At 59.6% G+C, this 22,493-nt stretch carries 23 protein-coding genes; 17 read left to right on the top strand and 6 right to left on the bottom strand.

Going from position 1 to position 22,493, the window contains the following annotated elements; translation table 11 throughout:
• Positions 1-136: 136 nt before the first annotated feature.
• Positions 137-2,335: a hypothetical protein gene (locus tag NF676_RS06750; RefSeq protein ID WP_252887420.1), complete on the top strand. Its 2,199-nt coding sequence runs from the start codon at positions 137-139 to the stop codon at positions 2,333-2,335.
• 284 nt (positions 2,336-2,619) lie between these two features.
• Here the strand turns inward: NF676_RS06750 and NF676_RS06745 are convergent, their stop codons facing one another.
• Entirely contained in the window at positions 2,620-2,925 is a 306-nt protein-coding gene (locus NF676_RS06745; protein ID WP_252887419.1) for a DUF2288 domain-containing protein, read from the bottom strand.
• A gap of 351 nt (positions 2,926-3,276) precedes the next feature.
• Between NF676_RS06745 and NF676_RS06740 the strand changes: the two genes are divergently transcribed.
• From NF676_RS06740 to NF676_RS06695, 10 genes are all read left to right on the top strand, one after another.
• A complete protein-coding gene (locus NF676_RS06740; RefSeq protein WP_016771354.1) occupies positions 3,277-4,404 on the top strand; it encodes a branched-chain amino acid ABC transporter substrate-binding protein in 1,128 nt (375 codons plus the stop codon).
• Positions 4,405-4,633: 229 nt separating this feature from the next.
• The gene (livH, locus tag NF676_RS06735) at positions 4,634-5,557 is read left to right on the top strand and encodes a high-affinity branched-chain amino acid ABC transporter permease LivH (RefSeq protein WP_016771355.1); all 924 of its coding nucleotides are present in this window, start codon (positions 4,634-4,636) and stop codon (positions 5,555-5,557) included.
• Positions 5,554-6,810, top strand: coding sequence for a high-affinity branched-chain amino acid ABC transporter permease LivM (locus NF676_RS06730; protein ID WP_016771356.1), 1,257 nt, complete (start codon positions 5,554-5,556; stop codon positions 6,808-6,810). The genes livH and NF676_RS06730 overlap by 4 nt, the downstream gene beginning before the upstream one ends.
• Positions 6,807-7,574, top strand: coding sequence for a high-affinity branched-chain amino acid ABC transporter ATP-binding protein LivG (gene livG / locus NF676_RS06725; protein ID WP_016771357.1), 768 nt, complete (start codon positions 6,807-6,809; stop codon positions 7,572-7,574). The genes NF676_RS06730 and livG overlap by 4 nt, the downstream gene beginning before the upstream one ends.
• Positions 7,575-8,276: an ABC transporter ATP-binding protein gene (locus NF676_RS06720; RefSeq protein WP_150636427.1), complete on the top strand. Its 702-nt coding sequence runs from the start codon at positions 7,575-7,577 to the stop codon at positions 8,274-8,276.
• A 292-nt stretch (positions 8,277-8,568) separates the two neighbouring features.
• Positions 8,569-8,874: a BufA1 family periplasmic bufferin-type metallophore gene (locus tag NF676_RS06715; RefSeq protein WP_041478029.1), complete on the top strand. Its 306-nt coding sequence runs from the start codon at positions 8,569-8,571 to the stop codon at positions 8,872-8,874.
• Between the two features lie 25 nt (positions 8,875-8,899).
• Positions 8,900-9,787 carry an MNIO family bufferin maturase gene (bufB, locus tag NF676_RS06710; RefSeq protein WP_252887418.1) on the top strand — a complete coding sequence of 296 codons (888 nt, stop codon included), beginning with the start codon at positions 8,900-8,902 and terminating at the stop codon, positions 9,785-9,787.
• Positions 9,784-10,542 (top strand): HvfC/BufC N-terminal domain-containing protein, encoded by a 759-nt coding sequence (locus NF676_RS06705; protein WP_252887417.1) that lies wholly within the window; start codon positions 9,784-9,786, stop codon positions 10,540-10,542. The genes bufB and NF676_RS06705 overlap by 4 nt, the downstream gene beginning before the upstream one ends.
• Entirely contained in the window at positions 10,539-11,015 is a 477-nt protein-coding gene (locus tag NF676_RS06700) for a DoxX family protein (RefSeq protein ID WP_252887416.1), read from the top strand. Before NF676_RS06705 ends, NF676_RS06700 begins: the two co-directional genes overlap by 4 nt.
• Positions 11,016-11,338: 323 nt before the next feature.
• On the top strand, positions 11,339-12,310 hold the full coding sequence (locus NF676_RS06695) for an IS110 family RNA-guided transposase (protein ID WP_252867835.1): 972 nt from the start codon (positions 11,339-11,341) through the stop codon (positions 12,308-12,310).
• Positions 12,311-12,341: 31 nt separating this feature from the next.
• Here the strand turns inward: NF676_RS06695 and NF676_RS06690 are convergent, their stop codons facing one another.
• The gene (locus NF676_RS06690) at positions 12,342-13,256 is read right to left on the bottom strand and encodes a LysR family transcriptional regulator (protein ID WP_056783386.1); all 915 of its coding nucleotides are present in this window, start codon (positions 13,254-13,256) and stop codon (positions 12,342-12,344) included.
• A 104-nt stretch (positions 13,257-13,360) separates the two neighbouring features.
• Between NF676_RS06690 and NF676_RS06685 the strand changes: the two genes are divergently transcribed.
• Positions 13,361-13,960, top strand: coding sequence for a short chain dehydrogenase (locus NF676_RS06685; RefSeq protein WP_252868912.1), 600 nt, complete (start codon positions 13,361-13,363; stop codon positions 13,958-13,960).
• Between the two features lie 4 nt (positions 13,961-13,964).
• Here the strand turns inward: NF676_RS06685 and NF676_RS06680 are convergent, their stop codons facing one another.
• The gene (locus NF676_RS06680; RefSeq protein WP_252877606.1) at positions 13,965-14,312 is read right to left on the bottom strand and encodes a hypothetical protein; all 348 of its coding nucleotides are present in this window, start codon (positions 14,310-14,312) and stop codon (positions 13,965-13,967) included.
• A gap of 137 nt (positions 14,313-14,449) precedes the next feature.
• Between NF676_RS06680 and NF676_RS06675 the strand changes: the two genes are divergently transcribed.
• Together NF676_RS06675 and NF676_RS06670 are read left to right on the top strand one after the other, a co-directional pair.
• Entirely contained in the window at positions 14,450-15,103 is a 654-nt protein-coding gene (locus tag NF676_RS06675) for a COG3650 family protein (RefSeq protein ID WP_130902004.1), read from the top strand.
• Between the two features lie 96 nt (positions 15,104-15,199).
• Positions 15,200-16,813 carry an NAD(P)/FAD-dependent oxidoreductase gene (locus NF676_RS06670; RefSeq protein ID WP_041478036.1) on the top strand — a complete coding sequence of 538 codons (1,614 nt, stop codon included), beginning with the start codon at positions 15,200-15,202 and terminating at the stop codon, positions 16,811-16,813.
• A 138-nt stretch (positions 16,814-16,951) separates the two neighbouring features.
• Here NF676_RS06670 and NF676_RS06665 read toward each other — a convergent pair whose 3' ends face one another.
• Positions 16,952-18,046, bottom strand: coding sequence for a PLP-dependent cysteine synthase family protein (locus tag NF676_RS06665; protein ID WP_041478037.1), 1,095 nt, complete (start codon positions 18,044-18,046; stop codon positions 16,952-16,954).
• 251 nt (positions 18,047-18,297) lie between these two features.
• Between NF676_RS06665 and nhaA the strand changes: the two genes are divergently transcribed.
• The 3 genes from nhaA to NF676_RS06650 all read left to right on the top strand — a co-directional run bounded on the left by nhaA (position 18,298) and on the right by NF676_RS06650 (position 21,062).
• Positions 18,298-19,482 (top strand): Na+/H+ antiporter NhaA, encoded by a 1,185-nt coding sequence (nhaA, locus tag NF676_RS06660; protein WP_041478038.1) that lies wholly within the window; start codon positions 18,298-18,300, stop codon positions 19,480-19,482.
• 171 nt (positions 19,483-19,653) lie between these two features.
• On the top strand, positions 19,654-20,838 hold the full coding sequence (locus NF676_RS06655) for a colicin E3/pyocin S6 family cytotoxin (RefSeq protein WP_252887415.1): 1,185 nt from the start codon (positions 19,654-19,656) through the stop codon (positions 20,836-20,838).
• Positions 20,835-21,062, top strand: coding sequence for a hypothetical protein (locus NF676_RS06650; protein WP_056783366.1), 228 nt, complete (start codon positions 20,835-20,837; stop codon positions 21,060-21,062). The genes NF676_RS06655 and NF676_RS06650 overlap by 4 nt, the downstream gene beginning before the upstream one ends.
• Positions 21,063-21,189: 127 nt before the next feature.
• On the opposite strand, the gene NF676_RS06645 is transcribed toward NF676_RS06650, so the two are convergent.
• A complete protein-coding gene (locus tag NF676_RS06645; protein ID WP_016771369.1) occupies positions 21,190-21,654 on the bottom strand; it encodes an outer membrane lipoprotein in 465 nt (154 codons plus the stop codon).
• Between the two features lie 180 nt (positions 21,655-21,834).
• Positions 21,835-22,482, bottom strand: a complete 648-nt coding sequence (gene pdxH / locus NF676_RS06640; protein ID WP_150743359.1) for a pyridoxamine 5'-phosphate oxidase — start codon at positions 22,480-22,482, stop codon at positions 21,835-21,837.
• Between the last annotated feature and the right edge of the window lie 11 nt (positions 22,483-22,493).

Below are 22,493 nucleotides of genomic sequence, written 5' to 3'. Positions count from 1 at the left end.
GATTCCGCCCGGCGATCAGACCAGCCAGCACTACGACGCCCGGGCCGTATTCGCGCACACAAGACGCGAGATCTTATTCCGTGAGGTTCGCCGGCACTGTTCGGCGGGCCAACCCAGTCCAGGTAAATGGCGCACCATGACCTCTAAAAACAACCCCGCCAGTGCAACAGCCGATCTGACCCTGAGCCCCGCCGCGAACAGCGCGTCATCATCCAGGCCGACGCCGCCTTCGCGCCCGCTGTCGACCCAGCAATACCTGTACTTCACCGAAACCAACACCGACCGCATCCTCGATAACCTCGACGGCCTGCGCGATTCGGTATTCCCGCGCCCGGCGCATCAGGAAGGCGACAACGAGCAGCACAACGACCAGGAATTTCCCTCGGTGTGCCTGATCGGCCTCGGTCGCTGCGGCTCCAACATCGCCCTCGACGTGGCGGAACTGGTGTACAACGCGCGCAAGTTCTACCTCAACGAATTCAACAACGAAGACCGCCCGAGCGACCGACGCCTGGCCGACAAGGGCTACAGCCCAGCGCAGTGGATCAAGAACAATCTGCGCATCGGCACCAGCAAATCGACCAAACCGGTGTTTCTGGTCGAACCGCTGGTGATGCTTGGCGACCTCGACAAGGACATCGCCGGGCGCATCCGTTTTTCGCGCAAGGGCGAGAAAAGCGGCTTCCTGCGCGACTACAGCAAAATGAAGATCATGGACTTGTCCGAAGTCCACGCCGGTGGCGCCGGTAACGCGCCGATCCTCGGCCAGTATCTGGCGAAGATCATCCTCAACAAGGACACCCAGCGCTTCTCCAGCCCCGACTGGAAAATGATCCACTCGTACCTGATCGACAGCTGCGGAATCAAGGCCAACCAGTCGCGCCTGTATTTCTCGATCTTCAGTGCCGGCGGCGGTACCGGTTCGGGCATGGCCTCGGAGTTCGGTCTGGCGCAGCAGCACTCGTACATGAACAAGACCTTCGACACCAAGCCGATGGACGAGCATGACGGCAAGAGCGGTCATTCGTTTGTCTTCGAGCCGATCTTCACCAGCGGCATCTGCGTGCTGCCGAACATTTCCGACCACCGCAGCGAAATGTCCGAGGCGCTGCATATCAACGCCGGGCGCCTGCTCTGCAAATACCTGTCGGAGGAATGGGATTTCTCCTACAACTTCGCCAACGAAGACAGCAGCGAAGCCAGCGTGATGGGGCGTATCCGCCCGTGGAACGCGATGATGCTGATCTCCAACGACATCATGCGTTACGCCGAAGAAAGCGATGACGGCAACATCCAGAACATTGATGTCAATGCCATGGAGAAGCATGCCAACCAGTACATCTCGCAGCAGATCTTCAATATTCTGACGGCGCAGGCAGTCACCACCGACTACGACCAGAATTACTTCCGCCGCGCCGGCATCGACATCGGCGAAACCATCCGCCTGGATGCCAACGACCTGTTCATGAGTCTGGCCGGGCCGGTGGCGATTGCCTACGCCGAATCGGTGGTACCGGAAACCCCGCCGCCGAGCAGCGACAAGTTCAAGGTCTTCGATAAAGAGCCGCAGCGCCTGAACATCGACGACCTGTTCTTCCGTTCGATCGACCTGCCGCACTTCAACAAGGTCACTCAGGCCATCGAAGGCATCAGCCTGCTGCCGATCGAATCCAAGCGTTATCGCGCTTCGCTTGAGCAGTACAAGAATTCCGGCTACGACGCCGCCGCGCTGCACGATTTGCACTTCTTCAAGAATTGCTCGTCGGTGGTCTCGATCGTCTCGCTGCCGAAAGACTACAAACTGTCGTACATGGATCTGAACCGGTTGAAGACCCACCTCAACAGCCTGTTCCCCAACACCACGCTCAAGCGCTATGCGCTGGTGATCGGCGCTTCGACCAACCTGTCGCTGACCACCCTGATCGCCAAGAGCCCGTGCCTGTCGGACGACTTCCTCACGCTGATCGTGGCGTTCATCAAGCGCTGCTTCGCGAAGAATCCGTACCGTTTCGACGAGACGCTGGATAACTCGATTCTCGACTTCATCATTCAGGAAGACTTCGACGAAGAGCGGATCGACGACCTGCTCAACGAATTCGAAAACCCGGCGAAGATCCTCGATACCAATTGGTACGCGATCAAACCGATGTACGAAAAGAAATACCGTGAGTTGATCAACGACAAGGACAAGTTCGTCTCGATCAATGACATCCGCCTGTCGCGTGATTGCGTGAAGAAGTCGATCAAGTACCTGCGCGAGATCTACCGCCACCGGATTGGCAAGACCAAGGTGATTTCGCTGAATAACCATACTGGGAAGACGTTCTCGGTCTGATCCAGCACCGAGTTGCCCCATTCGCGAGCAGGCTCGCTCCCACAGGGAAATGCATTCCAGTGTGGGAGCGAGCCTGCTCGCGAAGGCGCCCTCGACTTCACCGACAAATTCCCGCTTTGCGAACATCCAGAAACAATTAAGCGACCCTCAGGCCGCTCAATAAACTGTTCCCGTTACGTTTACGTCACCGTGAGGCGTGGCATTTCTCCACGGCAAGGTGCCATCACGCTACTCCGCTACACACTTGCGGTGCGGCAATCGAGGCACCAAAAGGGTGCAGACAATTAAACGGCCGCCCTTTCCTGGATCAGAATCCACGGCGAAACCACCACGGCCCACAGCTGCGGATCACGTTCGAAAAAATCCAGCGCCCGCGTTTCAGACAGCTTGGCGACCTTGTCGTCGGCCAGCCAGGCCGCGACTTTCTCGCCTTCATCCGAGGCCACGGCCTCGGCGGCGGCGATCAAATCCAGGTCAGGGTCGACCCACAATAGGGCACCCTTGGCGAAGAACGGCTCCAGCTCTTTCCAGGTAATAGATGCCGTTTCACCAAGCAGCTTGGCATAGAGGGTGCTAGGTTCTTGATTCATGGGAGCTGTCCGGAAAAGAAATCGACGCGAATGATAACGTCGGTGGTCCGGCAGAAAAACCCGGTTGCAAATCGCTGCACCGAACGAAAAGAGCAGGAACGCCAGGGAATGCTGCCTTTTGGGATATATGCCCCCGATTGCCCCGCCGCAATTCTGTCTCTTTCATTCAAAAATGCGACACCCCCAAGTTTTGCCCCGTGGCGCCCGCTTCCCAGTTGATCAAGCGGCGCTCTACACTGTACCGGTACAGTTGCCGGGGCATTTTCCGGAGGGTATCGCAAAGATATCTGACCCGGTTCTGCTGCTACGGCGCCAGAACTCTAAAAAATACAACAGTAAGAGTGGAGCACTATGACTAAGGCTACTAAGCAGATTTCCAAACTGTTTGCCGCTATGGTTCTGGCCGGGGTTGCCAGCCATTCGTTCGCAGCTGACACCATCAAAATCGGTATCGCCGGTCCTAAGACCGGTCCAGTAGCCCAGTACGGCGACATGCAGTTCAGTGGCGCGAAGATGGCCATCGAGCAGATCAACGCCAAGGGCGGCGTCGACGGCAAGAAACTCGAAGCCGTTGAATACGACGATGCCTGCGATCCGAAACAAGCGGTAGCGGTAGCGAACAAGGTCGTCAACGACGGCGTCAAGTTCGTGGTCGGTCACCTGTGCTCCAGCTCCACTCAGCCCGCTTCGGACATCTACGAAGACGAAGGCGTGATCATGATCACCCCGGCTGCCACCAGCCCGGACATCACCGCCCGTGGCTACAAAATGATCTTCCGCACCATCGGTCTCGACAGCGCCCAAGGCCCTGCCGCCGGCAACTACATCGCCGATCACGTGAAACCGAAAGTGGTTGGCGTGCTGCACGACAAACAGCAGTACGGTGAAGGCATTGCCACCGCCGTCAAATCGACCCTTGAGAAGAAAGGCACCAAGGTTGCCGTCTTCGAAGGCGTCAACGCTGGCGACAAGGACTTCTCCGCAATCATCGCCAAGCTCAAGCAAGCCGGCGTCGACTTCGTCTACTACGGCGGCTACCACCCGGAGCTGGGCCTGATCCTGCGTCAGGCTCAGGAAAAAGGCCTGAAAGCCCGCTTCATGGGTCCGGAAGGCGTGGGTAACGACTCGATCACCCAGATCGCCAAGGATGCGTCCGAAGGCCTGCTGGTGACCCTGCCGAAATCCTTCGACCAGGATCCGGCCAACGTTGCCCTGGCTGACGCGTTCAAGGCCAAGAAGGAAGATCCGAGCGGTCCGTTCGTGTTCCCGTCCTACTCGGCAGTGACCGTGATTGCCGAAGGCATCAAGGCGGCCAAGTCCGAAGACGCGACCAAAGTGGCTGAAGCCATCCACGCCGGTTCGTTCAAGACCCCGACCGGCGACCTGAGCTTCGACGACAAAGGCGACCTGAAGGACTTCAAATTTGTCGTGTACGAGTGGCACAACGGCAAACCTAAAACCGAAGTTTCGCCTCAGTAAGGCCTTGCCCGACTGACTGCCAATAAAGCCCACGGCGTGCCGTGGGCTTTGTTTTGCGAATGTATGGGCCGCGCTGGCGTGATCCGCCAGTCTGCCCACCTGAAAATCTCAAAACCGTCATCAGCGGTTCGCTGGCAAAACCCGGATTCGAAGTGGATAGAGATCCACGGGGCCGGGCGGGAAAATGACTCCACCAGTGAAATGCGTACAGGTTTTTAGGAGCGCTGTAATGCCTGACCTCTATCACTTCTTCCAACAGCTGGTTAACGGCCTCAACGTTGGCAGCATGTATGCCCTGATCGCCATCGGCTACACGATGGTCTACGGCATCATTGGAATGATCAACTTCGCCCACGGCGAGGTGTACATGATCGGTTCCTACGTGGCCTTCATCGCCATCGCCGGGCTGACCATGATGGGACTCGACAGTGTCCCGCTGTTGATGACCGCGGCGTTCATCGCCAGCATCGTCGTCACCAGTTCCTACGGTTACAGCATCGAACGGATCGCCTACCGCCCCCTGCGCGGCAGCAACCGTCTGATCCCGCTGATTTCTGCCATCGGTATGTCGATCTTCCTGCAGAACACCGTTCTGCTGGCGCAAGACTCCAAGGACAAAGCTATCCCCAACCTGATCCCGGGCAACTTCGCCTTCGGTCCGGGTGGCGCACAAGAAGTGCTGATTTCCTACATGCAGATCGTGGTGTTCGTGGTGACCCTGATCGCCATGCTCGGCCTGACCCTGTTCATCTCCCGTTCCCGCTTGGGCCGCGCCTGCCGCGCCTGTGCCGAGGACATCAAGATGGCCAACCTGCTCGGCATCAACACCAACAACATCATCGCCCTGACCTTCGTCATCGGTGCTGCGCTGGCGGCGGTCGCTGCGGTGCTGCTGAGCATGCAATACGGCGTGATCAACCCCAACGCCGGTTTCCTCGTCGGCCTCAAGGCCTTCACCGCTGCGGTACTGGGCGGCATCGGCAGCATCCCCGGGGCAATGCTCGGCGGCTTGGTGCTCGGTGTAGCGGAAGCGTTCGGTGCCGATATCTTCGGCGACCAGTACAAGGACGTCGTTGCGTTCGGCCTGCTGGTTCTGGTGCTGTTGTTCCGTCCGACCGGCATTCTGGGCCGTCCGGAGGTTGAGAAAGTATGACTAGGAATCTTAAACAGGCACTGTTCAGTGCCTTGCTGGTGTGGGCGGTGGCCTACCCGGTACTGGGTCTGAAACTGACCATCGTCGGCATCAATCTGGAAGTGCACAACACCAGCCCTGCGGTACTCGCGACCATCGCGATCTGCTCGGTGCTGATGTTCTTGCGCGTGCTGTTCAACCAGCAGATCAGCAAGGCCTGGCGCTCCTCGCCGGGCATGCCGCTGATCCCGGCCAAGGCCAGCAACTTTCTGACCCTGCCAACCACCCAGCGCTATTTCATCATTGCGCTGATTCTGATCGCCCTGGTCTGGCCGTTCTTCGGCTCCCGTGGCGCGGTGGATATCGCAACGCTGATCCTGATCTACGTGATGCTCGGCCTGGGCCTGAACATCGTCGTCGGTTTGGCCGGTCTGCTTGACCTCGGTTACGTCGGTTTCTACGCCGTCGGCGCCTACAGCTACGCGCTGCTGTCGCATTACTACGGTTTGAGCTTCTGGATCTGCCTGCCGATTGCCGGCCTGATGGCGGCGACGTTCGGCTTCCTGCTGGGCTTCCCGGTGTTGCGTCTGCGCGGCGACTATCTGGCGATCGTGACCTTGGGTTTCGGCGAAATCATCCGTCTGTTCCTGCGTAACCTGACCGACATCACCGGTGGCCCGAACGGCATCAGCAACATCGAAAAACCGACGTTCTTCGGCCTGACCTTCGAGCGCAAAGCCGCCGAAGGCCTGCAGACGTTCCACGAGTATTTCGGCCTGCAATACAACTCGATCAACAAGGTGATCTTCCTTTACCTGGTTGCGCTGTTGCTCGCACTGGCCGCGCTGTTCGTGATCAACCGTCTGCTGCGCATGCCGATCGGCCGTGCGTGGGAAGCACTGCGTGAAGACGAAATCGCCTGCCGCGCGTTGGGCCTGAACCCGACCGTGATCAAGCTCTCCGCCTTCACCCTGGGCGCTGCGTTCGCCGGTTTCGCCGGCAGCTTCTTCGCTGCACGTCAGGGGCTGGTAACGCCGGAGTCGTTCACCTTCATCGAGTCGGCGATCATCCTTGCCATCGTCGTATTGGGTGGCATGGGCTCGCAATTGGGTGTGATTCTGGCGGCGATCGTGATGATCCTGTTGCCGGAAATGATGCGTGAGTTCAGCGAGTACCGCATGTTGATGTTCGGTGCGCTGATGGTGCTGATGATGATCTGGCGTCCACAAGGTCTGCTGCCGATGCAACGCCCACACATGGAGTTGCGCAAATGAGCCGGGAGATCCTTAAAGTCGAAAATCTGAGCATGCGCTTCGGCGGCTTGCTGGCGGTCAACGGCGTGGCGCTGACCGTCAAGGAAAAACAGGTGGTTGCCCTGATCGGCCCGAACGGCGCCGGCAAGACCACCGTGTTCAACTGCCTGACCGGCTTCTATCAGCCTACCGGCGGCAGCATCCTGCTCGACGGCGAGCCGATCCAGGGCCTGCCGGGCCACAAGATCGCGCTCAAAGGCGTGGTGCGTACCTTCCAGAACGTGCGTTTGTTCAAGGACATGACTGCGGTCGAGAACCTGTTGATCGCCCAGCACCGTCACTTGAACACCAACTTCCTGTCCGGCCTGTTCAAGACCCCGGCGTTCCGCAAAAGCGAGCGCGAGGCGATGGAATTTGCCGAATACTGGCTGGAAAAGGTCAACCTCAAAGAGTTCGCCAACCGCACCGCCGGCACCCTCGCCTACGGCCAGCAACGGCGTCTGGAAATCGCCCGCTGCATGATGACCCGTCCGCGGATTCTCATGCTCGACGAACCGGCCGCCGGCCTGAACCCGAAGGAAACCGAAGACCTCAAGGCGCTGATCGGTGTGTTGCGCGAAGAGCACAACGTCACCGTGCTGCTGATTGAACACGACATGAAACTGGTCATGAGCATTTCCGACCACATCGTCGTGATCAATCAGGGCACGCCGCTGGCCGACGGTACGCCGGAACAGATCCGCGACAATCCTGAAGTGATCAAAGCCTACCTGGGGGAAGCGTAAATGCTGCAGTTCGAAAACGTTTCCACCTTCTACGGCAAGATCCAGGCCCTGCACAGCGTCAACGTCGAAGTCCGTCAGGGCGAGATCGTGACGCTGATCGGCGCCAACGGTGCCGGCAAATCCACGCTGCTGATGACACTCTGCGGTTCGCCGCAGGCGCACAGCGGCAGCATCCGCTACATGGGTGAGGAACTGGTCGGCCAGGACTCGTCGCAGATCATGCGCAAGAGCATCGCCGTGGTCCCGGAAGGTCGTCGGGTGTTTGCCCGTCTGACCGTGGAAGAAAACCTGTCGATGGGCGGATTTTTCACCGACAAAGACGACTATCAGGAACAGATGGACAAGGTCCTCGGACTTTTCCCACGCCTGAAAGAGCGTTTCAACCAGCGCGGCGGCACCATGTCCGGCGGCGAACAGCAGATGCTCGCCATCGGCCGTGCACTGATGAGCAAGCCCAAGCTGCTGCTGCTCGACGAGCCGTCGCTGGGTCTGGCGCCGATCATCATCCAGCAGATCTTCGACATCATCGAACAGCTGCGCAAGGACGGTGTGACGGTGTTCCTGGTCGAGCAGAACGCCAACCAGGCGCTGAAAATCGCCGACCGCGCCTACGTTCTGGAGAACGGCCGCGTGGTCATGCAAGGCACCGGTGAAGCGCTGCTGACCGACCCGAAAGTGCGCGAGGCGTACCTCGGCGGTTGAGTGTTATCGCTGCACAGAAAAACGGCCTTCGGGCCGTTTTTTTATGCCCAAACGAAAAACACCGATCCTCTGTGGGAGCAAGCCTGCTGGCGAAAGCGATGTATCACGCACCAATAATGTTGAATGTCACACCGCCTTCGCGAGCAGGCTCGCTCCCACAGGGATACTGCTGAATCCGAAATTTTTTATAAATTTCTCGCCCCACCTGTAACGCATCCCCCCACCCGTTCTCTAGAGGGACAAGCAAGCGCAAACCGCTTGCAGAAACCCTGATAAAAACTGGAGAAACATCATGACTGCGACTACCCGTACCCTGTCCGCTACCGCCCTGGTTCTGGCCCTCGGTTCCGCTCTGAGCATCGCCACTGTCTCCACCGCTCAGGCCGCTGATGCCAACATGGAAAAATGCTTCGGCGTAGCCCTGAAAGGCAAGAACGATTGCGCCGCAGGTGCCGGCACCACCTGCGCCGGCACGGCGAAAATGGACTATCAGGCCAACGCCTGGAAGCTCGTTCCGAAGGGCACCTGCGCCACCACCGAGAGCAAAACCTCGCCGACCGGTTTCGGTCAGCTCGAAGCCTTCAAAGCCAAGTCCTGATCCACGGCCTGCCTGAGTGACGCCCATGTTCAGTCATCACGAACCGTCCCTGCCGCGCACTCAGGCAGCTCGCACCGAGCTCCCTGCCCGCGCCGGGCTGGGGCTCAAGACCGGGCACTTCCTTGATGTGCTCGGCTCCGTACCGGACCTCGGTTTCTTCGAGGTCCACGCCGAAAACTACATGGTGGCCGGCGGCCCGTTTCATCATTTTCTCGGTCTGATTCGCGAACAGTACCCGCTGTCACTGCATGGCGTTGGACTGTCGATCGGTGGCGAAGGCCCGCTGGACAGCCAGCACCTCAAACGCCTCGCCGAGCTGATCGAGCGCTATCAACCGCAAGCCTTTTCCGAACATCTGGCATGGTCGAGCCACGGCCCGGTGTTCCTCAATGACCTGCTGCCACTGGCTTACGACACGCCGACGCTGAACCGCGTCTGTGCGCACATCGACCAGGTGCAGAACACTCTGAAGCGACCGATGCTGCTGGAGAACCCGGCGACCTATCTGGGGTTTGAGCACTCGACGATCGACGAGGCCGAGTTCATCGCCGAAGTAATCCGCCGCAGCGGCTGCGGCTTGTTGCTCGACGTCAACAATGTCTACGTGTCGTGCATCAATCATCAGCGCGATCCGTCGGCCTACCTTGATGCGTTACCGCTGCACGCAGTCGGCGAGATTCATCTGGCCGGCTTCGCTGAAGATTGCGACAACCTTGGCGACCGCTTGCTGATTGACGATCACGGCGCGCCGGTTGATCAGGCCGTCTGGGATCTGTACCGGCAAGTGCTGCAACGTATCGGCCCGGTGGCGACGTTGATCGAACGCGATAATCAGGTGCCGGCCTTCGACGTCTTGCTCGCCGAAGCGCAGCAAGCCGAGACGCTGTTGCGCCGCGCGGAGCGTGCGGCATGAGCACGCAAGCGGACTTCGCCGCCGCCCTGCTCAATGCGCAACTGCCGCATCCCAAGGGCCTGTGCAGCCGCAATGGCGCTGATCCGTCGCGGCGTTTCGCGGTCTATCGCAACAACGTGCAAAGCTCGCTGATCAATGCCCTGGCCGACAGTTATCCGGTGGTGCTGCAATTGGTCGGCGAGGAATTCTTCCGCGCCATGGCGGCGATTTTCGTCCAGAGTCAGCCGCCTCACAGTCCGTTGATGAGCCTCTATGGCGAGGACTTCGCCGACTTCATCGCACAATTCGAACCCATTGCCGGCGTGCCTTATGTCGCAGACGTCGCGCGACTGGAGCACTTGCGTACTGTTGCCTACCACGCCGCCGATGCGCAGCCGATCCGGCCTGAACAAGTCAGTGCCGCGCTGGCCGATCCGCAGACGCTGAGTGAACTGTGTTTCGAACTCCATCCCTCGCTGCACCTGCTCGACTCTGCTTTTGCGGTGGTGGCGATCTGGGCCGCGCATCAGCAGGAGCCAAGTCTCGCGGGCATTGGCCTCCATCAAGGCCAGCATGCCCTGGTGCTGCGCAACGGTCTCGACGTTGAGGTGTTCGCTCTTGAGGCGGGTGCGAGCGTGTTCATTGGTCATCTGCTCCAGGGCTCGCCACTGCTCGCGGCGGCAGAAAACAGCCCGCCGTTCGATCTCGCGCAAACCCTCGCCTTACTGATTGCGCATAACGCGATCACCCAGCTGAATTACAAGGAGTTGCCATGAACGCTTTTATCCCGCGCGTCATCGCGCTGTTGGAAAAAATCCCGCACAGCCTGATTGCCTTCATCGCGCGTTTTTCCATCGCTGCGGTGTTCTGGAAATCCGGGCAAACCAAGGTCGAAGGCCTGGCCGTCGATTTGATTGACGGCACCTTTGAACTGGGCTGGCCGCGTTTGGCCGACTCGACGATTCCGCTGTTTCAGAGCGAGTACAACCTGCCGCTGCTGTCGCCGGAAATTGCCGCGCATCTGGCGGCGTTTGCCGAACATGTGTTTCCGCTGCTGATCCTGCTCGGCTTCGCCACACGGTTTTCGGCGCTGGCATTGCTCGGCATGACCCTGACCATTCAACTGTTTGTCTACCCGGATGCCTACCCGACCCACGGCACCTGGGCGGCGGTGTTGCTGTACCTGATGGCGACCGGGCCGGGCAAACTGTCGATCGATCACCTGATTGCCCGCCGATGCCAAGGCTGACCTGAAACTGTAGGAGCTGCCGAAGGCTGCGATCTTTTGATCTTGCTTCTAAAAATCAAAAGATCGCAGCCTTCGGCAGCTCCTTGTATCTCGACTAACGCTCCGTCAGGAGCGATAGTTCTCGACTGATCATCGAGGGAGGGACTTGGAAGCCGCGCAGCTCCTTAGGCTTTTTGCCTGTGACGTAGATCGTGCTCCAGCCCTCCACACTCACTCGTACAGTTCGCACGGTATCTTGGGCCCGCCTGCGGCGAGAGCCCGCATTCGCAAGGTTGGACAGAGTGACGTGATGATCGCAACAGGGAACAAGTGGAGAAACGATCATGTCCGGTTTCGTTGGCGTCGACATCGCAAAGAACACCTTTGATATCGCTACACACCAGCCCAACGGCAAGCACAAAACCAAGGCCAAGCTGGCCAACGATCCAAAGGGCTTTAAAGAGTTTGAGGCGTGGCTAGAAAAAAACGCCGAGCGTTCGGCCCTGATCGTGATGGAAGCCACCAGCGTCTACCACTTGGAGCTCGCGGAATTCGTTTACAACAAAGGCTTCCGGGTCTGCGTCGTGAACCCGGCTACGACCAAAGCGTACGCTGACAGCGAACTGCGCCGCATCAAGACCGATAAAAGCGATGCCAAACTGATCGCCGACTTTGCCCGGGAAAAGGATCAAAAACTTCACCCATGGGCGCCTGAGCCGCTGAAATACCGCCAGTTAAAAGCAATGGTGCGCCGCCTGGATGACCTTCAGGAAATGGAACAAATGGAGCTTAATCGTCTGGACGTTTCCGACGAAAAGGTCAAAGACTCGATCAACTCCGTTCTGCGCCATATCGAAAAAGAGATCGTAGAAACGCATAAGGCGATCAAAAAACACATCGATGACGACCCGGATATGCGTCAGATGCGGGATCTCATCGTAACCATCGACGGCATCGGACAAAAAACGCTTGAACGATTGCTCGCCGAACTGGGTGACCTGCGCAAATACAGTGATCCTCGCCAACTGGTCGCTGCCGCAGGGCTCAATCCAAAGCTGCAGGAATCAGGAAAGCTCAAAGGTCACACCCTGATCTCAAGAGTAGGGTCAGCACGGCTGCGTGCAGGCCTTTACATGCCTGGCATGGTGGCGCTGAAACACAATAAGGCGATCAAGGCGATGAAAGAACGCCTGGAAGCCAATGGCAAGGCCCCCAAGCAGATCATCTGCGCAGCAATGCGCAAGCTGCTGCACTTCATTTACGGAGTGCTCAAGTCAGGACTGCCATATGACCCGAAACTTGCGCTTGCCCGGTGAGGCTCAAGACGGTATCTACACAGGTTCGGTGTCAGCGCTGGAGTCGATCCAGCGCCTCGCCACTGCGCTTGAACCAGCCCATCAAATAATCCGCCAACACCTGCGTGCGCTTGGGCAATCCACCCTGATACGGGTGCACCAGATACATCGGCATGCGTCGGGTCTGGTAATCGCGCAGCAACCAGCGCAAGCGGCCGTCAGCCAGTTCCGCTTGCAGTAGATACGACGGCAAACGGGCGATGCCGGCGCCGGACAGCGCTGCTTTCTTCAACAGGCTGTAGTGATTGCTGGCAAACGGACCCGAAACCCGCACCCGCAACAACTCGTGCTGCTGGTGATACAGCCATTCTTCGCGACCGCTGTAATGGCTGTTGAGCAGACAACGATGCTCGGCCAAGGCATGGGGCGTCGCCGGCTCGCCGAAGCGCTCGAGGTAGGCCGGGCTGGCGCAGGTCATTTCGTGCCACGCCAACAACGGCTTGGCCACCAGCCGATCGTCATTGGCGACTTCGGCGCGAATCGCCAGATCAAAGCCATCGCGCGACAGATCGCGATAGCTGTTGTTCAGCTCCAGCTCGATTTGCACCTCGGGGTATTGCCCGGAAAACTCCAGCAGCAAGCCATCGAAGAAGGTCTCGCCGAGCGACACCGGAACCGTCATGCGCACGGGGCCGGCCATGTCGTCCTTCAACCGCGCCAAAGCCTGCCGTGCGCGTTCGACCTGGACCACCAGCGCCTGGGCCTGCGGCAGCAGCGCCGCCCCCGCCGCCGTCAGACTCAAGCGCCGGGTGGTGCGTTGCAGCAATACCACACCGAACTGCGCTTCGAGCTGGCTGATGCGCTTGGACAACTGGCCTTTGCTGCAGCCCAACTGCTGCGCCGCAAGGGTGAAACTGCCGGCCTCGATCAGCACAGCGAACGCGGCGAGATCATCCATTTCGCTCATGGATTGTTTCCAATTGAAAACCAAAGGTTGCCTATTAGTGCGCTTATCCGCTGAAAAAACCACCCTAGACTGAAACCTCATTCACACACATGGGGTACAGCACGATGAAAATTCTGTTGATAGGCGCAGGCGGCACCATCGGCTCAGCGGTGGACAAAGAATTGTCGCAACGCCACGAGGTCATTCGTATCGGTCGTAACAGCGGTGACTTGCAAGTGGATATCAGCGACAGCGCCTCAATCCGCAAGCTGTTCGAACAGACCGGCAAGTTCGATGCGCTGATCTGCGCGGCGGGCAACGTGACTTTTGCAGCGCTGGACGACATGACCGAAGACAGCTTCGCCCTCGGCCTGAAAGACAAACTGATGGGTCAGGTCAATCTGCTGCTGATCGGCCGCGAGTACGCCAACGATGGCGCTTCGTTCACGTTTACCACTGGCGTGCTCAGCCACGACCCGATTCGCAGCGGTGCCTCGGCAGCGCTGGTCAACGGCGCCATCGACAGCTTCGTCCGCGCCGCCGCCATCGAACTGCCGCGTGGCCTGCGGGTGAACTCGGTGAGCCCGACCGTACTGACCGAAGCCCTGGGCAAATACGCGCCCTACTTCCGTGGCTTCAAGCCGGTTCCTGCCGCGGAAGTGGCATTGGCCTACGCGAAAAGTGTCGAAGGATTGCAAACAGGGCAGACGTTTCACGTGGCCTGAATGATTAATCGATCAAGGTAGGTAAAAGCCGTTTGGCGACAGACCGCGACATAGAGATCCTGAACTCCCCGCCCAGCTCGGATCGCACTGTCGCCGTGGAAATGTGCTGGCCGTTGATCGAAAGACTCAATGGCTGGCCCATCGCCTCATGACTGATTGCCTTAGCCCTCGCAGTGGCTACGGGTGTCAACACCAGGGATAGTTCGACAAGATCCGGATTAGGCCCCTGATCATCCTTGAGCAGCATTACCATCTTTGTGAAATCAACCCCTGAAGAGAAAGCCAAATCGGCTGCCTGGACGCTGACAGCGCTTGCAGATGCCAACAGCAACAGCGCAATTTTCCATCTCATTTAACACTCCCTGATCTATCAAAAAACGTGCAAGAGACTATGCGATGCTCCCACGCCCGACTCAATAGTGGCAGACCAGACCTTGTGATAGGCACTCAGCCTGCGTAACGTGGCAGCACTTGTCTGGAGAGCCAAAGATGCGTGTTGCCCGTTCGTTCGTCCTCGTTGCCCTGCTGCCGATGTTTGCCGCCTGCCAGTTGTTCGACGGCCAGCGTGAAAGTGTGTCCCATGCCGGACAGACGCGAATGCAGGGGCAACTGACCGCCGCCGACGGCAAACTGGTGTTCCAGCCGTGCCAGGAGCAGCGGCAACTGGTGGTCAACGACATCGGCGGCACCAGCGTCCTGCAAGAGGCCGCCACCTTGGCCGACGAGCAAGGCAAGTTGTTTGCCGATGTGCGCGGCAAGGTTTCCGGCGACCGCCTCGACCTCGGCCAGTTGTATCGCGTCGAGCGCTCGGGCACGGCCTGCGACGACCCAAATTTCAAACTGCTGATCCTGCGCGCTGCCGGCCATGGCCCGGAGTGGAACGTCAAGGTCAGCGGCAAAGGCATGGTCATCGAGCGTGACGGCCAGGCTCCACTGGCGGTGCCGTATGTGGAAGAGCAACTGGGCGACGGCCGCTTCAATCTCAGCAGCGAAGCCAACAACCAGCGCATCGAATTGTGGGTGGCGCCACAGCGCTGCGTCGACAGCAGCACCGGCAGCGTGCAGCACATGAGCGCCGAGTTGCGCATCGACGGTCAGGTGCAGCGCGGCTGCGGCTATTTCGGCGGCGCGCGTAACGACTGATCGTTTTTCCCCCACGGATCCGCTCGCGGCGGCTTATAATCGCCGCCTTCAAACGCCTTGGCGCAGTTGTGCGCCCCGCGAATCCGGATCCCCGCCATGTTACGAATCACTGAACTCAAGCTGCCAATCGACCATCCCGAAGAAGACCTGCGCGCCGCCATCGTGCAACGTCTGGGCATCGCCAGCGATGATCTGCTCGATTTCACCTTGTTCAAGCGCAGCTATGACGCGCGCAAAAAGTCCTCCGAACTGTGCTTCATCTACACCATCGACCTCAACGTACGCGACGAGGCCAGAGTGTTGGGCAAGTTCGCCGACGACCGTAACGTCAACGTGGCGCCGGATGTCAGCTACAAATTCGTCGGCCAGGCACCGAGCGATCTCGGCCAGCGGCCGATCGTCGTCGGTTTCGGCCCCTGCGGCATCTTCGCCGGTCTGCTGCTGGCACAGATGGGCTTCAAACCGATCATTCTCGAACGCGGCACCGAAGTCCGTCAGCGCACCAAGGACACCTGGGGCCTGTGGCGCAAAAGCGTGCTCAATCCCGAGTCCAACGTGCAGTTCGGCGAAGGCGGCGCGGGCACGTTCTCCGACGGCAAGCTGTACAGCCAGATCAAGGACCCGAAATTCCTCGGCCGCAAAGTCCTGCACGAGTTCGTCAAGGCCGGCGCACCGGAAGAAATTCTCTACGTCAGCAAGCCGCACATCGGTACGTTCCGCCTGACCGGTATGGTCGAAAACATGCGCGAACAGATCCGCGAACTGGGCGGTGAAGTGCGCTTCCAGGAGCGCGTCAGCGACGTGCTGATCGAAGACGGCCAACTGGTGGGGGTGCAACTGGCCAGCGGCGAAACCCTGCATTCCAAACACGTGGTTCTGGCCCTCGGCCACAGCGCCCGCGACACCTTCCGCATGCTCCATAGCCGTGGCGTGTTCATGGAAGCCAAGCCGTTCTCGGTGGGTTTCCGCATCGAACATCCGCAGTCGCTGATCGACCGCGCGCGCCTGGGCAAATACGCCGGCCACCCGAAACTTGGCGCGGCCGATTACAAACTGGTGCACCACGCCAAGAACGGGCGTTCGGTGTACAGCTTCTGCATGTGCCCGGGCGGCACCGTGGTCGCTGCGACGTCGGAACCGAATCGCGTGGTCACCAATGGCATGAGCCAGTACTCGCGTAACGAGCGTAATGCCAACTCCGGCATCGTCGTCGGCATCACCCCGGAAGTCGACTATCCGGGCGGCCCGCTCGCCGGTATCGAGTTGCAGGAGCGCCTGGAATCCCACGCGTTCATCCTTGGCGGCAGCGACTACAAGGCTCCGGCGCAACTGGTTGGCGACTTCATCAACGACATTCCATCGACCGAACTGGGCGAAGTCGAGCCGTCGTACAAGCCGGGCGTGGCCTTGGGCGATCTGGCCTTGGCGCTGCCGGACTTTGCCATTGAGGCGATCCGTGAAGCCTTGCCGGCGTTCGAGAAGCAGATTCGCGGTTATTCGCTGCACGACGCCGTGCTGACCGGAATCGAGACGCGCACTTCATCGCCGCTGCGCATCACCCGCAACGAGTCGCTGCAGAGCATGAACGTCAAAGGCCTGTTCCCGGCCGGTGAAGGCGCGGGCTATGCCGGCGGGATTCTCTCGGCGGGTGTTGACGGGATTCGCATTGCCGAGGCAGTGGCTCGCGATATCCTCGGACTGGAAGCCTGATCAGCATCAGCTGACCCAACACAAAACCCTGTGGGAGCGAGCCTGCTCGCGAAAGCGGTCTGTCACTCAACGAAGTTGTTGAATGTGATTCCGCCTTCGCGAGCAGGCTCGCTCCCACAGTGGTTTCTGCGTTGAGCTTTAGATATTCGCGCGCAGCACCGAGGTCGGGAGCGCCTCTCCGCGCTCGGCACTTGCCGCCACCGCTGCAATCAAGTCACCCAGTTCATAACCCTGCGCCTTCAGCCATTGCTGATCGTAATACGTGTCGGCATAACGCTCGCCGCCATCGCACAGGATCGCCACGATCGACCCCGACTGCCCCGCCGCTTTCATCTGTTGCGCCGCCATCAGCGCACCGATCAGATTGGTCCCGCTCGACCCGCCGACATGCCGCCCTAAACGCTGCGCCAGATAATGCATGGCCGCCAGCGACAGGGCGTCCGGCACCTTGACCATCGCATCGATCACCTTGGGCAGGAACGACGCTTCCACCCGAGGCCGGCCAATGCCTTCGATGCGTGAGCCGCAATCCAGACGCAGGCTGGCATCTCCCGTCTGGTAAAAATCGAAGAACACCGAACGCTCGGCATCGGCACACAACACGCGGGTGCAGTGCTGGCGATAACGCACGTATCGACCAAGGGTCGCTGTAGTCCCGCCAGTGCCGGGGCTGGAAATCAGCCACGTCGGCTCAGGGTGCTTTTCGTAGCGCATCTGCTGGAAGATCGACTCGGCGATGTTGTTGTTCGCTCGCCAGTCGGTGGCACGTTCGGCGTAGGTGAACTGATCGATGAAGTGACCGCCATGCTCGCGGGCCAGGCGCTCGGATTCGGCGTAGATCTGCGTCGGATCCTGCACCAGATGGCTCTGCCCGCCGTAAAAAGCAATCTGGGCAATCTTCTCTTTCGAAGTCGTCGCCGGCATTACTGCGATAAACGGCAAACCGAGCATGCGCGCGAAATACGCTTCGGAAATCGCCGTCGACCCACTGGACGCTTCGATCACTGGCGCGCCGGGTTTCAGCCAGCCGTTACACAGCGCGTAAAGGAACAGCGAACGGGCCAGGCGATGCTTGAGGCTGCCGGTCGGGTGGCTGGATTCGTCCTTGAAATACAACTCGATGCCGGCAAAACCGGGCAGCGGCAAAGGGATCAGGTGGGTGTCGGCGCTGCGCTGGAAGTCCGCCTCGATGATGCGGATGGCTTCGCGTGCCCACTGTCGGTTGTCGCTCATGGTCTCGGTTCTCATTGAATCAGCCAGGAGATCGGTCTCCTGAAAAAGGTCTGGCGCAAGCTTAGGAAAAATCCCGCAGGCGGCAAAGATACAGCTGAGTCTCAATGTGTCAGGCAACTGCTAGGCTCAGTGCTGCCCGAGCCAGACAGCCTGTAACGACATATAACAAAAAAGAATATAACTTTTGTTTTAACAACTAACGGTACGGGTTAGGGTGTTTCACCTTTTTCTTGATTCGATGGAGAGCGACCTTGCCTCTGCGTAGCACTTTCACGCGTTTCTTTCAGTTGGAAGCCGCCAGCGGTCTGCTATTGATCGCCGCAGCCGTTCTCGCGCTGATCATCAACAACTCACCGCTGTCGTGGCTGTACACCGGCCTGCTCGACACCCCGGTGGTGGCGCAGATCGGCGCGTTGAAAATCGCCAAACCCCTGCTGCTGTGGATCAATGACGGCCTGATGGCGATGTTCTTCCTGCTGATCGGTCTGGAAGTCAAACGCGAAGTGCTCGACGGCCAATTGTCCAAGCCTTCGCAGATCGTCCTGCCCGGCGCAGCGGCGATCGGCGGCATGCTGGTGCCGGCGCTGATCTACTGGTTCCTCAACCGCGACAACCCCGCCGCCCTGAGCGGCTGGGCCATTCCGACCGCCACCGACATCGCCTTCGCCCTCGGCGTATTGGCCCTGCTCGGCAAACGCGTTCCGGTGTCGCTGAAACTGTTCCTGATGACCCTGGCGATCATCGATGACCTGGGCGCCATCGTCATCATCGCAATCTTCTATTCCGGCGAACTCTCGACCCTGTCCCTTGGCCTGGCGGCTGCGTGCATTGCCGCGCTGGTGGCGATGAACCGGCTCGGCGTGGTCAAGCTCGGGCCGTACATGATCATCGGCCTGATCCTCTGGGTCTGCGTGCTCAAGAGCGGTGTCCACGCGACACTGGCCGGCGTGACCCTGGCTTTCTGCATTCCCCTGCGCACGAAAAACGCCGAGTCGTCGCCGCTGCTGACCCTCGAACACGCGCTGCACCCTTGGGTCGCCTACGGCATCCTGCCGCTGTTCGCCTTCGCCAACGCCGGCCTGTCACTGAGCGGCGTCACCGTCGAAAGCTTCACCCACGACGTACCGATGGGCATCGCCATCGGCCTGCTGCTGGGCAAGACCATCGGCGTGTTCGGCCTGACCTGGCTGGCGGTCAAGATTGGCATCGCCGCCCTGCCCCAAGGCGCCAACTGGGGTCAGGTCCTCGGCGTGGCAATCCTCTGCGGCATCGGCTTCACCATGAGCCTGTTCGTCGGCTCGCTGGCCTTCGAACCGGGCGTGAGTGATTACGCCGGCATGGATCGCATGGGCATCCTCACCGGCTCGATTCTCGCGGCGGTGATTGGTTATGCGGTGACGGCGGCGGCGAGTCGCAAGAATTCACAACTGCAATGACCCCTGTGGCGAGGGAGCTTGGCCCTCGCCACAGATTCCTCGCCTGACAGTTACGCAGCGAACAATCCCCACGTCATTAGCGACCCGTCCTACAGCCACACTTTCTCCGCTTCGATAACGTCCTGCAGCCCCTTTCCGAGGGGCTGTCGATGATGAACGAAGGGACGATCAGTGGCGCGGAACAAGGACATTCCCCGGGTGCAAAACCCGCCGGAGGGCGACGGACATCACGTTACCTGGCGGTATATGACGGCGGCAGAACTTGCCGAGCGCGAAGCCGGGCAAAACGCTTACGACGCGATGCTGGCGCGGCAGGAGGCTTTCGAGCACAGCCGTGAAGTGGCTGCGAAAAAACCTGAAGCCGTGCGTGCCGGCTGTGTATTCGCCAAGTCCTGCAAGTTGCCGGATGCGATTATCGATTACAGCAATCCTTCCGGCATGGTGCCGACCGACAGCCTGAAGGATTACGGCGAGCTGATCCTGCTCGGCGCTCGCGAAGCCGACGCAAGCGGCGGCATTCCTCTCAAGAAAATCAGCGCCAACACCATCCCGGTCGGGTTCGGCAGTCTGGCCTTGGCAGGCTCGGCTTTTGAAGTGCTACCGGCGCTCGCCTCCCCTGCGGCGGCTGCGACTTTGGTGGGGCTGGTTGCGCTTTTGATGCCATCCAGCCTGGGCGACAGCGCGCTCTACACCGATGAGCAACTGAGCACACTCAAACAAGCCCGAACCCGCGTGCGCCTGCGCGTCGAGCAACAGGCCGATGGCAGCCTCAAGGGTTACGGTTTCTACACCGGTAAGAACCGCGATTGGGAAATGGTCGATGTCGTGCAGTTCATTGCGCGTGGCGACCGGTTCGTTGCCGATCTGGGTGAAGGCGTCGAACTGCTCTGGACCCCGGCGGTGGATGGCTCGGACATCCTAGGCATTCCAGCGCTGGAGGCCGCACCGCAGGCACCGCATATCTGGGTGTATCCACCGACGAAGGCGGCGGACGGGATACTGGTGAATCCGGTCTATCCGCCGGAGTATCGGGATTTTATTTTGGTCTTCCCTGCGGCAGCAGGCATGAGGCCGCTCTATATAGTGGCCAGTATTTCGCAGGGAAATTACCATCAAAAACCCAAAAATTTGCCTGCATATCCGGATGCTCGATGGGCTACCCCAAAAACACCAATAAAGGGTGGCGGAGGATTACGGCCACGCTGGAAAGATAGAGAGGGAATAATTTACGAATGGGATTTCCGACATGGCGCCATTGAGAAATATACAAAGCGTGGAAGGCATCTCGGGGAATACAACCATGAAACAGGCGAACAAACGAAACCAGCAGATCCTACAAGAAGGATAGAACCGTGAAGCATCGAATCATGGGCGTAGTAAAAGGTGACGACTCTGCTGTATTTGAGCAAGCGCTCTCCATCCCCACGTCCAATTTGAAAGTCATTATGGGTTGGAGTACGGAAGAAGACCTTCTTTACGATTACAAGCTGACGGAGCAACAGATCACTGATATTGAACAAGCATGCGCCGTAAAACTGCCTCGACACCTTGACCTATATCTATCCACTGAAGACCAATGACTTAGCAAATACAGGGGCCTCGAATACTTCATGGGCACCTGCGCCACATACTGAATGAGCAATTCACAAGCAAAGAAAAACCCCGATCAGTCTCCTGATCGGGGTTTTCTTTTACCCGGCTTCCCGCTTAGTGCGAAACGCGGCTGGTTCCGCCAACGGTGGAAATCCGCACCCGCTCGCCAACGCGGAATACTTCATTCTCCTGAACCTGCTGCACATAGGCGCGCATGCTGCCGTCGTCTTCGCGGACGGTGATTTCCACGCCCTGGGTGCGGGTCAGGCCTTCTTCGGTGGCCGAGCCAAGCAGGCCGCCGGCCACTGCCCCGATGACCGCAGCCACAATGCTGCCCTTGCCGCCGCCGATAGCGCTGCCGCCGACGCCGCCGACCACTGCGCCTGCTGCGCCGCCGATCGGGGTCTTGGTGCCTTCGATTTTTACCGGTCGCAGGGATTCGATGGTGCCCATGCGAATCGTCTGCACACGACGCGCTTCGTCACGGGAGTAGGAGTCGCCGGTGAGGCTCGATTGGCAGCCGGTCAGCAACATCGCCATCGTCGAAAAGGAAGCAACCAGCAGAACAGACTTACGCATAGCATCAACTCCGAAAGAACATGTGTTCATTAAACCCCGTGGCCTGGCGCCTGTCACGACACCATCCGGATAAAATTGGCTTCCATTCAGGCCTGGTACAGATGCCCGCGAGCGTCCACTCAAGGTAGCGTCAAATCAACGATCCTGCGCCATCCGCGTTTATCTCGCTCGGTAGACTGCTCAGGGTGCCAGACGTTCCAGAATCCATTCGGCGCCCTGGAGGCGGTAGTTGAGGCGATCGTGCAGGCGGCTCGGACGGCCTTGCCAGAACTCGATGCGCTCGGGCAACAAGCGGTAACCGCCCCAATGTTCCGGGCAGTGCGGCTGGCTGTCGCTGAAGCGTTGCTCGGTGGCCTTGAGCAAATCCTCCAGTTCGCCACGACCGTTGATGACCCGGCTCTGCGGCGAGGCCCAGGCGCCGAGGCGGCTACCCAGCGGACGCACCTGATAATACGCGTCGGACTCTTGCGTCGTGACCTTGACCACCCGCCCTTCGATGCGCACCTGGCGCTCCAGGGTGGGCCAGAAGAAGGTCATGGCGGCAAACGGGTTGGCCGCCAGATGCTGGCCCTTGGCGCTGTCGTAGTTGGTGAAGAAGGTGAAGCCCTGCTCGTCCAGGCCCTTGAGCAACAAAATGCGGCAATGCGGACGACCGTCGGCATCGACCGTGGCCAGGGTCATGGCATTGGCTTCCACCGGCGCCTGCTCGGTTTTCACCGCATCGGCGAACCACTGGTGAAACAGCGCAAACGGCTCGGCCGGGGCTTGCGCCTCGGTCAAACCGTCACGGGTGTAGTCGCGACGCATATCGGCCAGAGCTTGGGTCATGGCGGATTCCT

The organism is Pseudomonas siliginis (assembly GCF_024072275.1).
Taxonomy (GTDB): Bacteria; Pseudomonadota; Gammaproteobacteria; order Pseudomonadales; family Pseudomonadaceae; genus Aquipseudomonas; species Aquipseudomonas siliginis.
The sequence above is the reverse complement of the archived record's forward strand: the minus strand, read 5'-3'. Positions and strand labels throughout refer to the sequence as shown.

Coding starts and splice junctions, on each gene's coding strand:
- NF676_RS06675 (WP_130902004.1), top strand. CDS start 14,450: ATGCGTGTTGCCCGTTCGTTCGTCCTCGTTGCCCTGCTGCCGATGTTT.
- NF676_RS06715 (WP_041478029.1), top strand. CDS start 8,569: ATGACTGCGACTACCCGTACCCTGTCCGCTACCGCCCTGGTTCTGGCC.
- NF676_RS06670 (WP_041478036.1), top strand. CDS start 15,200: ATGTTACGAATCACTGAACTCAAGCTGCCAATCGACCATCCCGAAGAA.
- NF676_RS06695 (WP_252867835.1), top strand. CDS start 11,339: ATGTCCGGTTTCGTTGGCGTCGACATCGCAAAGAACACCTTTGATATC.
- NF676_RS06690 (WP_056783386.1), bottom strand. CDS start 13,256: ATGAGCGAAATGGATGATCTCGCCGCGTTCGCTGTGCTGATCGAGGCC.
- NF676_RS06740 (WP_016771354.1), top strand. CDS start 3,277: ATGACTAAGGCTACTAAGCAGATTTCCAAACTGTTTGCCGCTATGGTT.
- livG (WP_016771357.1), top strand. CDS start 6,807: ATGAGCCGGGAGATCCTTAAAGTCGAAAATCTGAGCATGCGCTTCGGC.
- NF676_RS06730 (WP_016771356.1), top strand. CDS start 5,554: ATGACTAGGAATCTTAAACAGGCACTGTTCAGTGCCTTGCTGGTGTGG.
- livH (WP_016771355.1), top strand. CDS start 4,634: ATGCCTGACCTCTATCACTTCTTCCAACAGCTGGTTAACGGCCTCAAC.
- NF676_RS06720 (WP_150636427.1), top strand. CDS start 7,575: ATGCTGCAGTTCGAAAACGTTTCCACCTTCTACGGCAAGATCCAGGCC.
- NF676_RS06645 (WP_016771369.1), bottom strand. CDS start 21,654: ATGCGTAAGTCTGTTCTGCTGGTTGCTTCCTTTTCGACGATGGCGATG.
- NF676_RS06680 (WP_252877606.1), bottom strand. CDS start 14,312: ATGAGATGGAAAATTGCGCTGTTGCTGTTGGCATCTGCAAGCGCTGTC.
- bufB (WP_252887418.1), top strand. CDS start 8,900: ATGTTCAGTCATCACGAACCGTCCCTGCCGCGCACTCAGGCAGCTCGC.
- NF676_RS06750 (WP_252887420.1), top strand. CDS start 137: ATGACCTCTAAAAACAACCCCGCCAGTGCAACAGCCGATCTGACCCTG.
- NF676_RS06745 (WP_252887419.1), bottom strand. CDS start 2,925: ATGAATCAAGAACCTAGCACCCTCTATGCCAAGCTGCTTGGTGAAACG.
- NF676_RS06700 (WP_252887416.1), top strand. CDS start 10,539: ATGAACGCTTTTATCCCGCGCGTCATCGCGCTGTTGGAAAAAATCCCG.
- pdxH (WP_150743359.1), bottom strand. CDS start 22,482: ATGACCCAAGCTCTGGCCGATATGCGTCGCGACTACACCCGTGACGGT.
- NF676_RS06685 (WP_252868912.1), top strand. CDS start 13,361: ATGAAAATTCTGTTGATAGGCGCAGGCGGCACCATCGGCTCAGCGGTG.
- NF676_RS06665 (WP_041478037.1), bottom strand. CDS start 18,046: ATGAGCGACAACCGACAGTGGGCACGCGAAGCCATCCGCATCATCGAG.
- NF676_RS06705 (WP_252887417.1), top strand. CDS start 9,784: ATGAGCACGCAAGCGGACTTCGCCGCCGCCCTGCTCAATGCGCAACTG.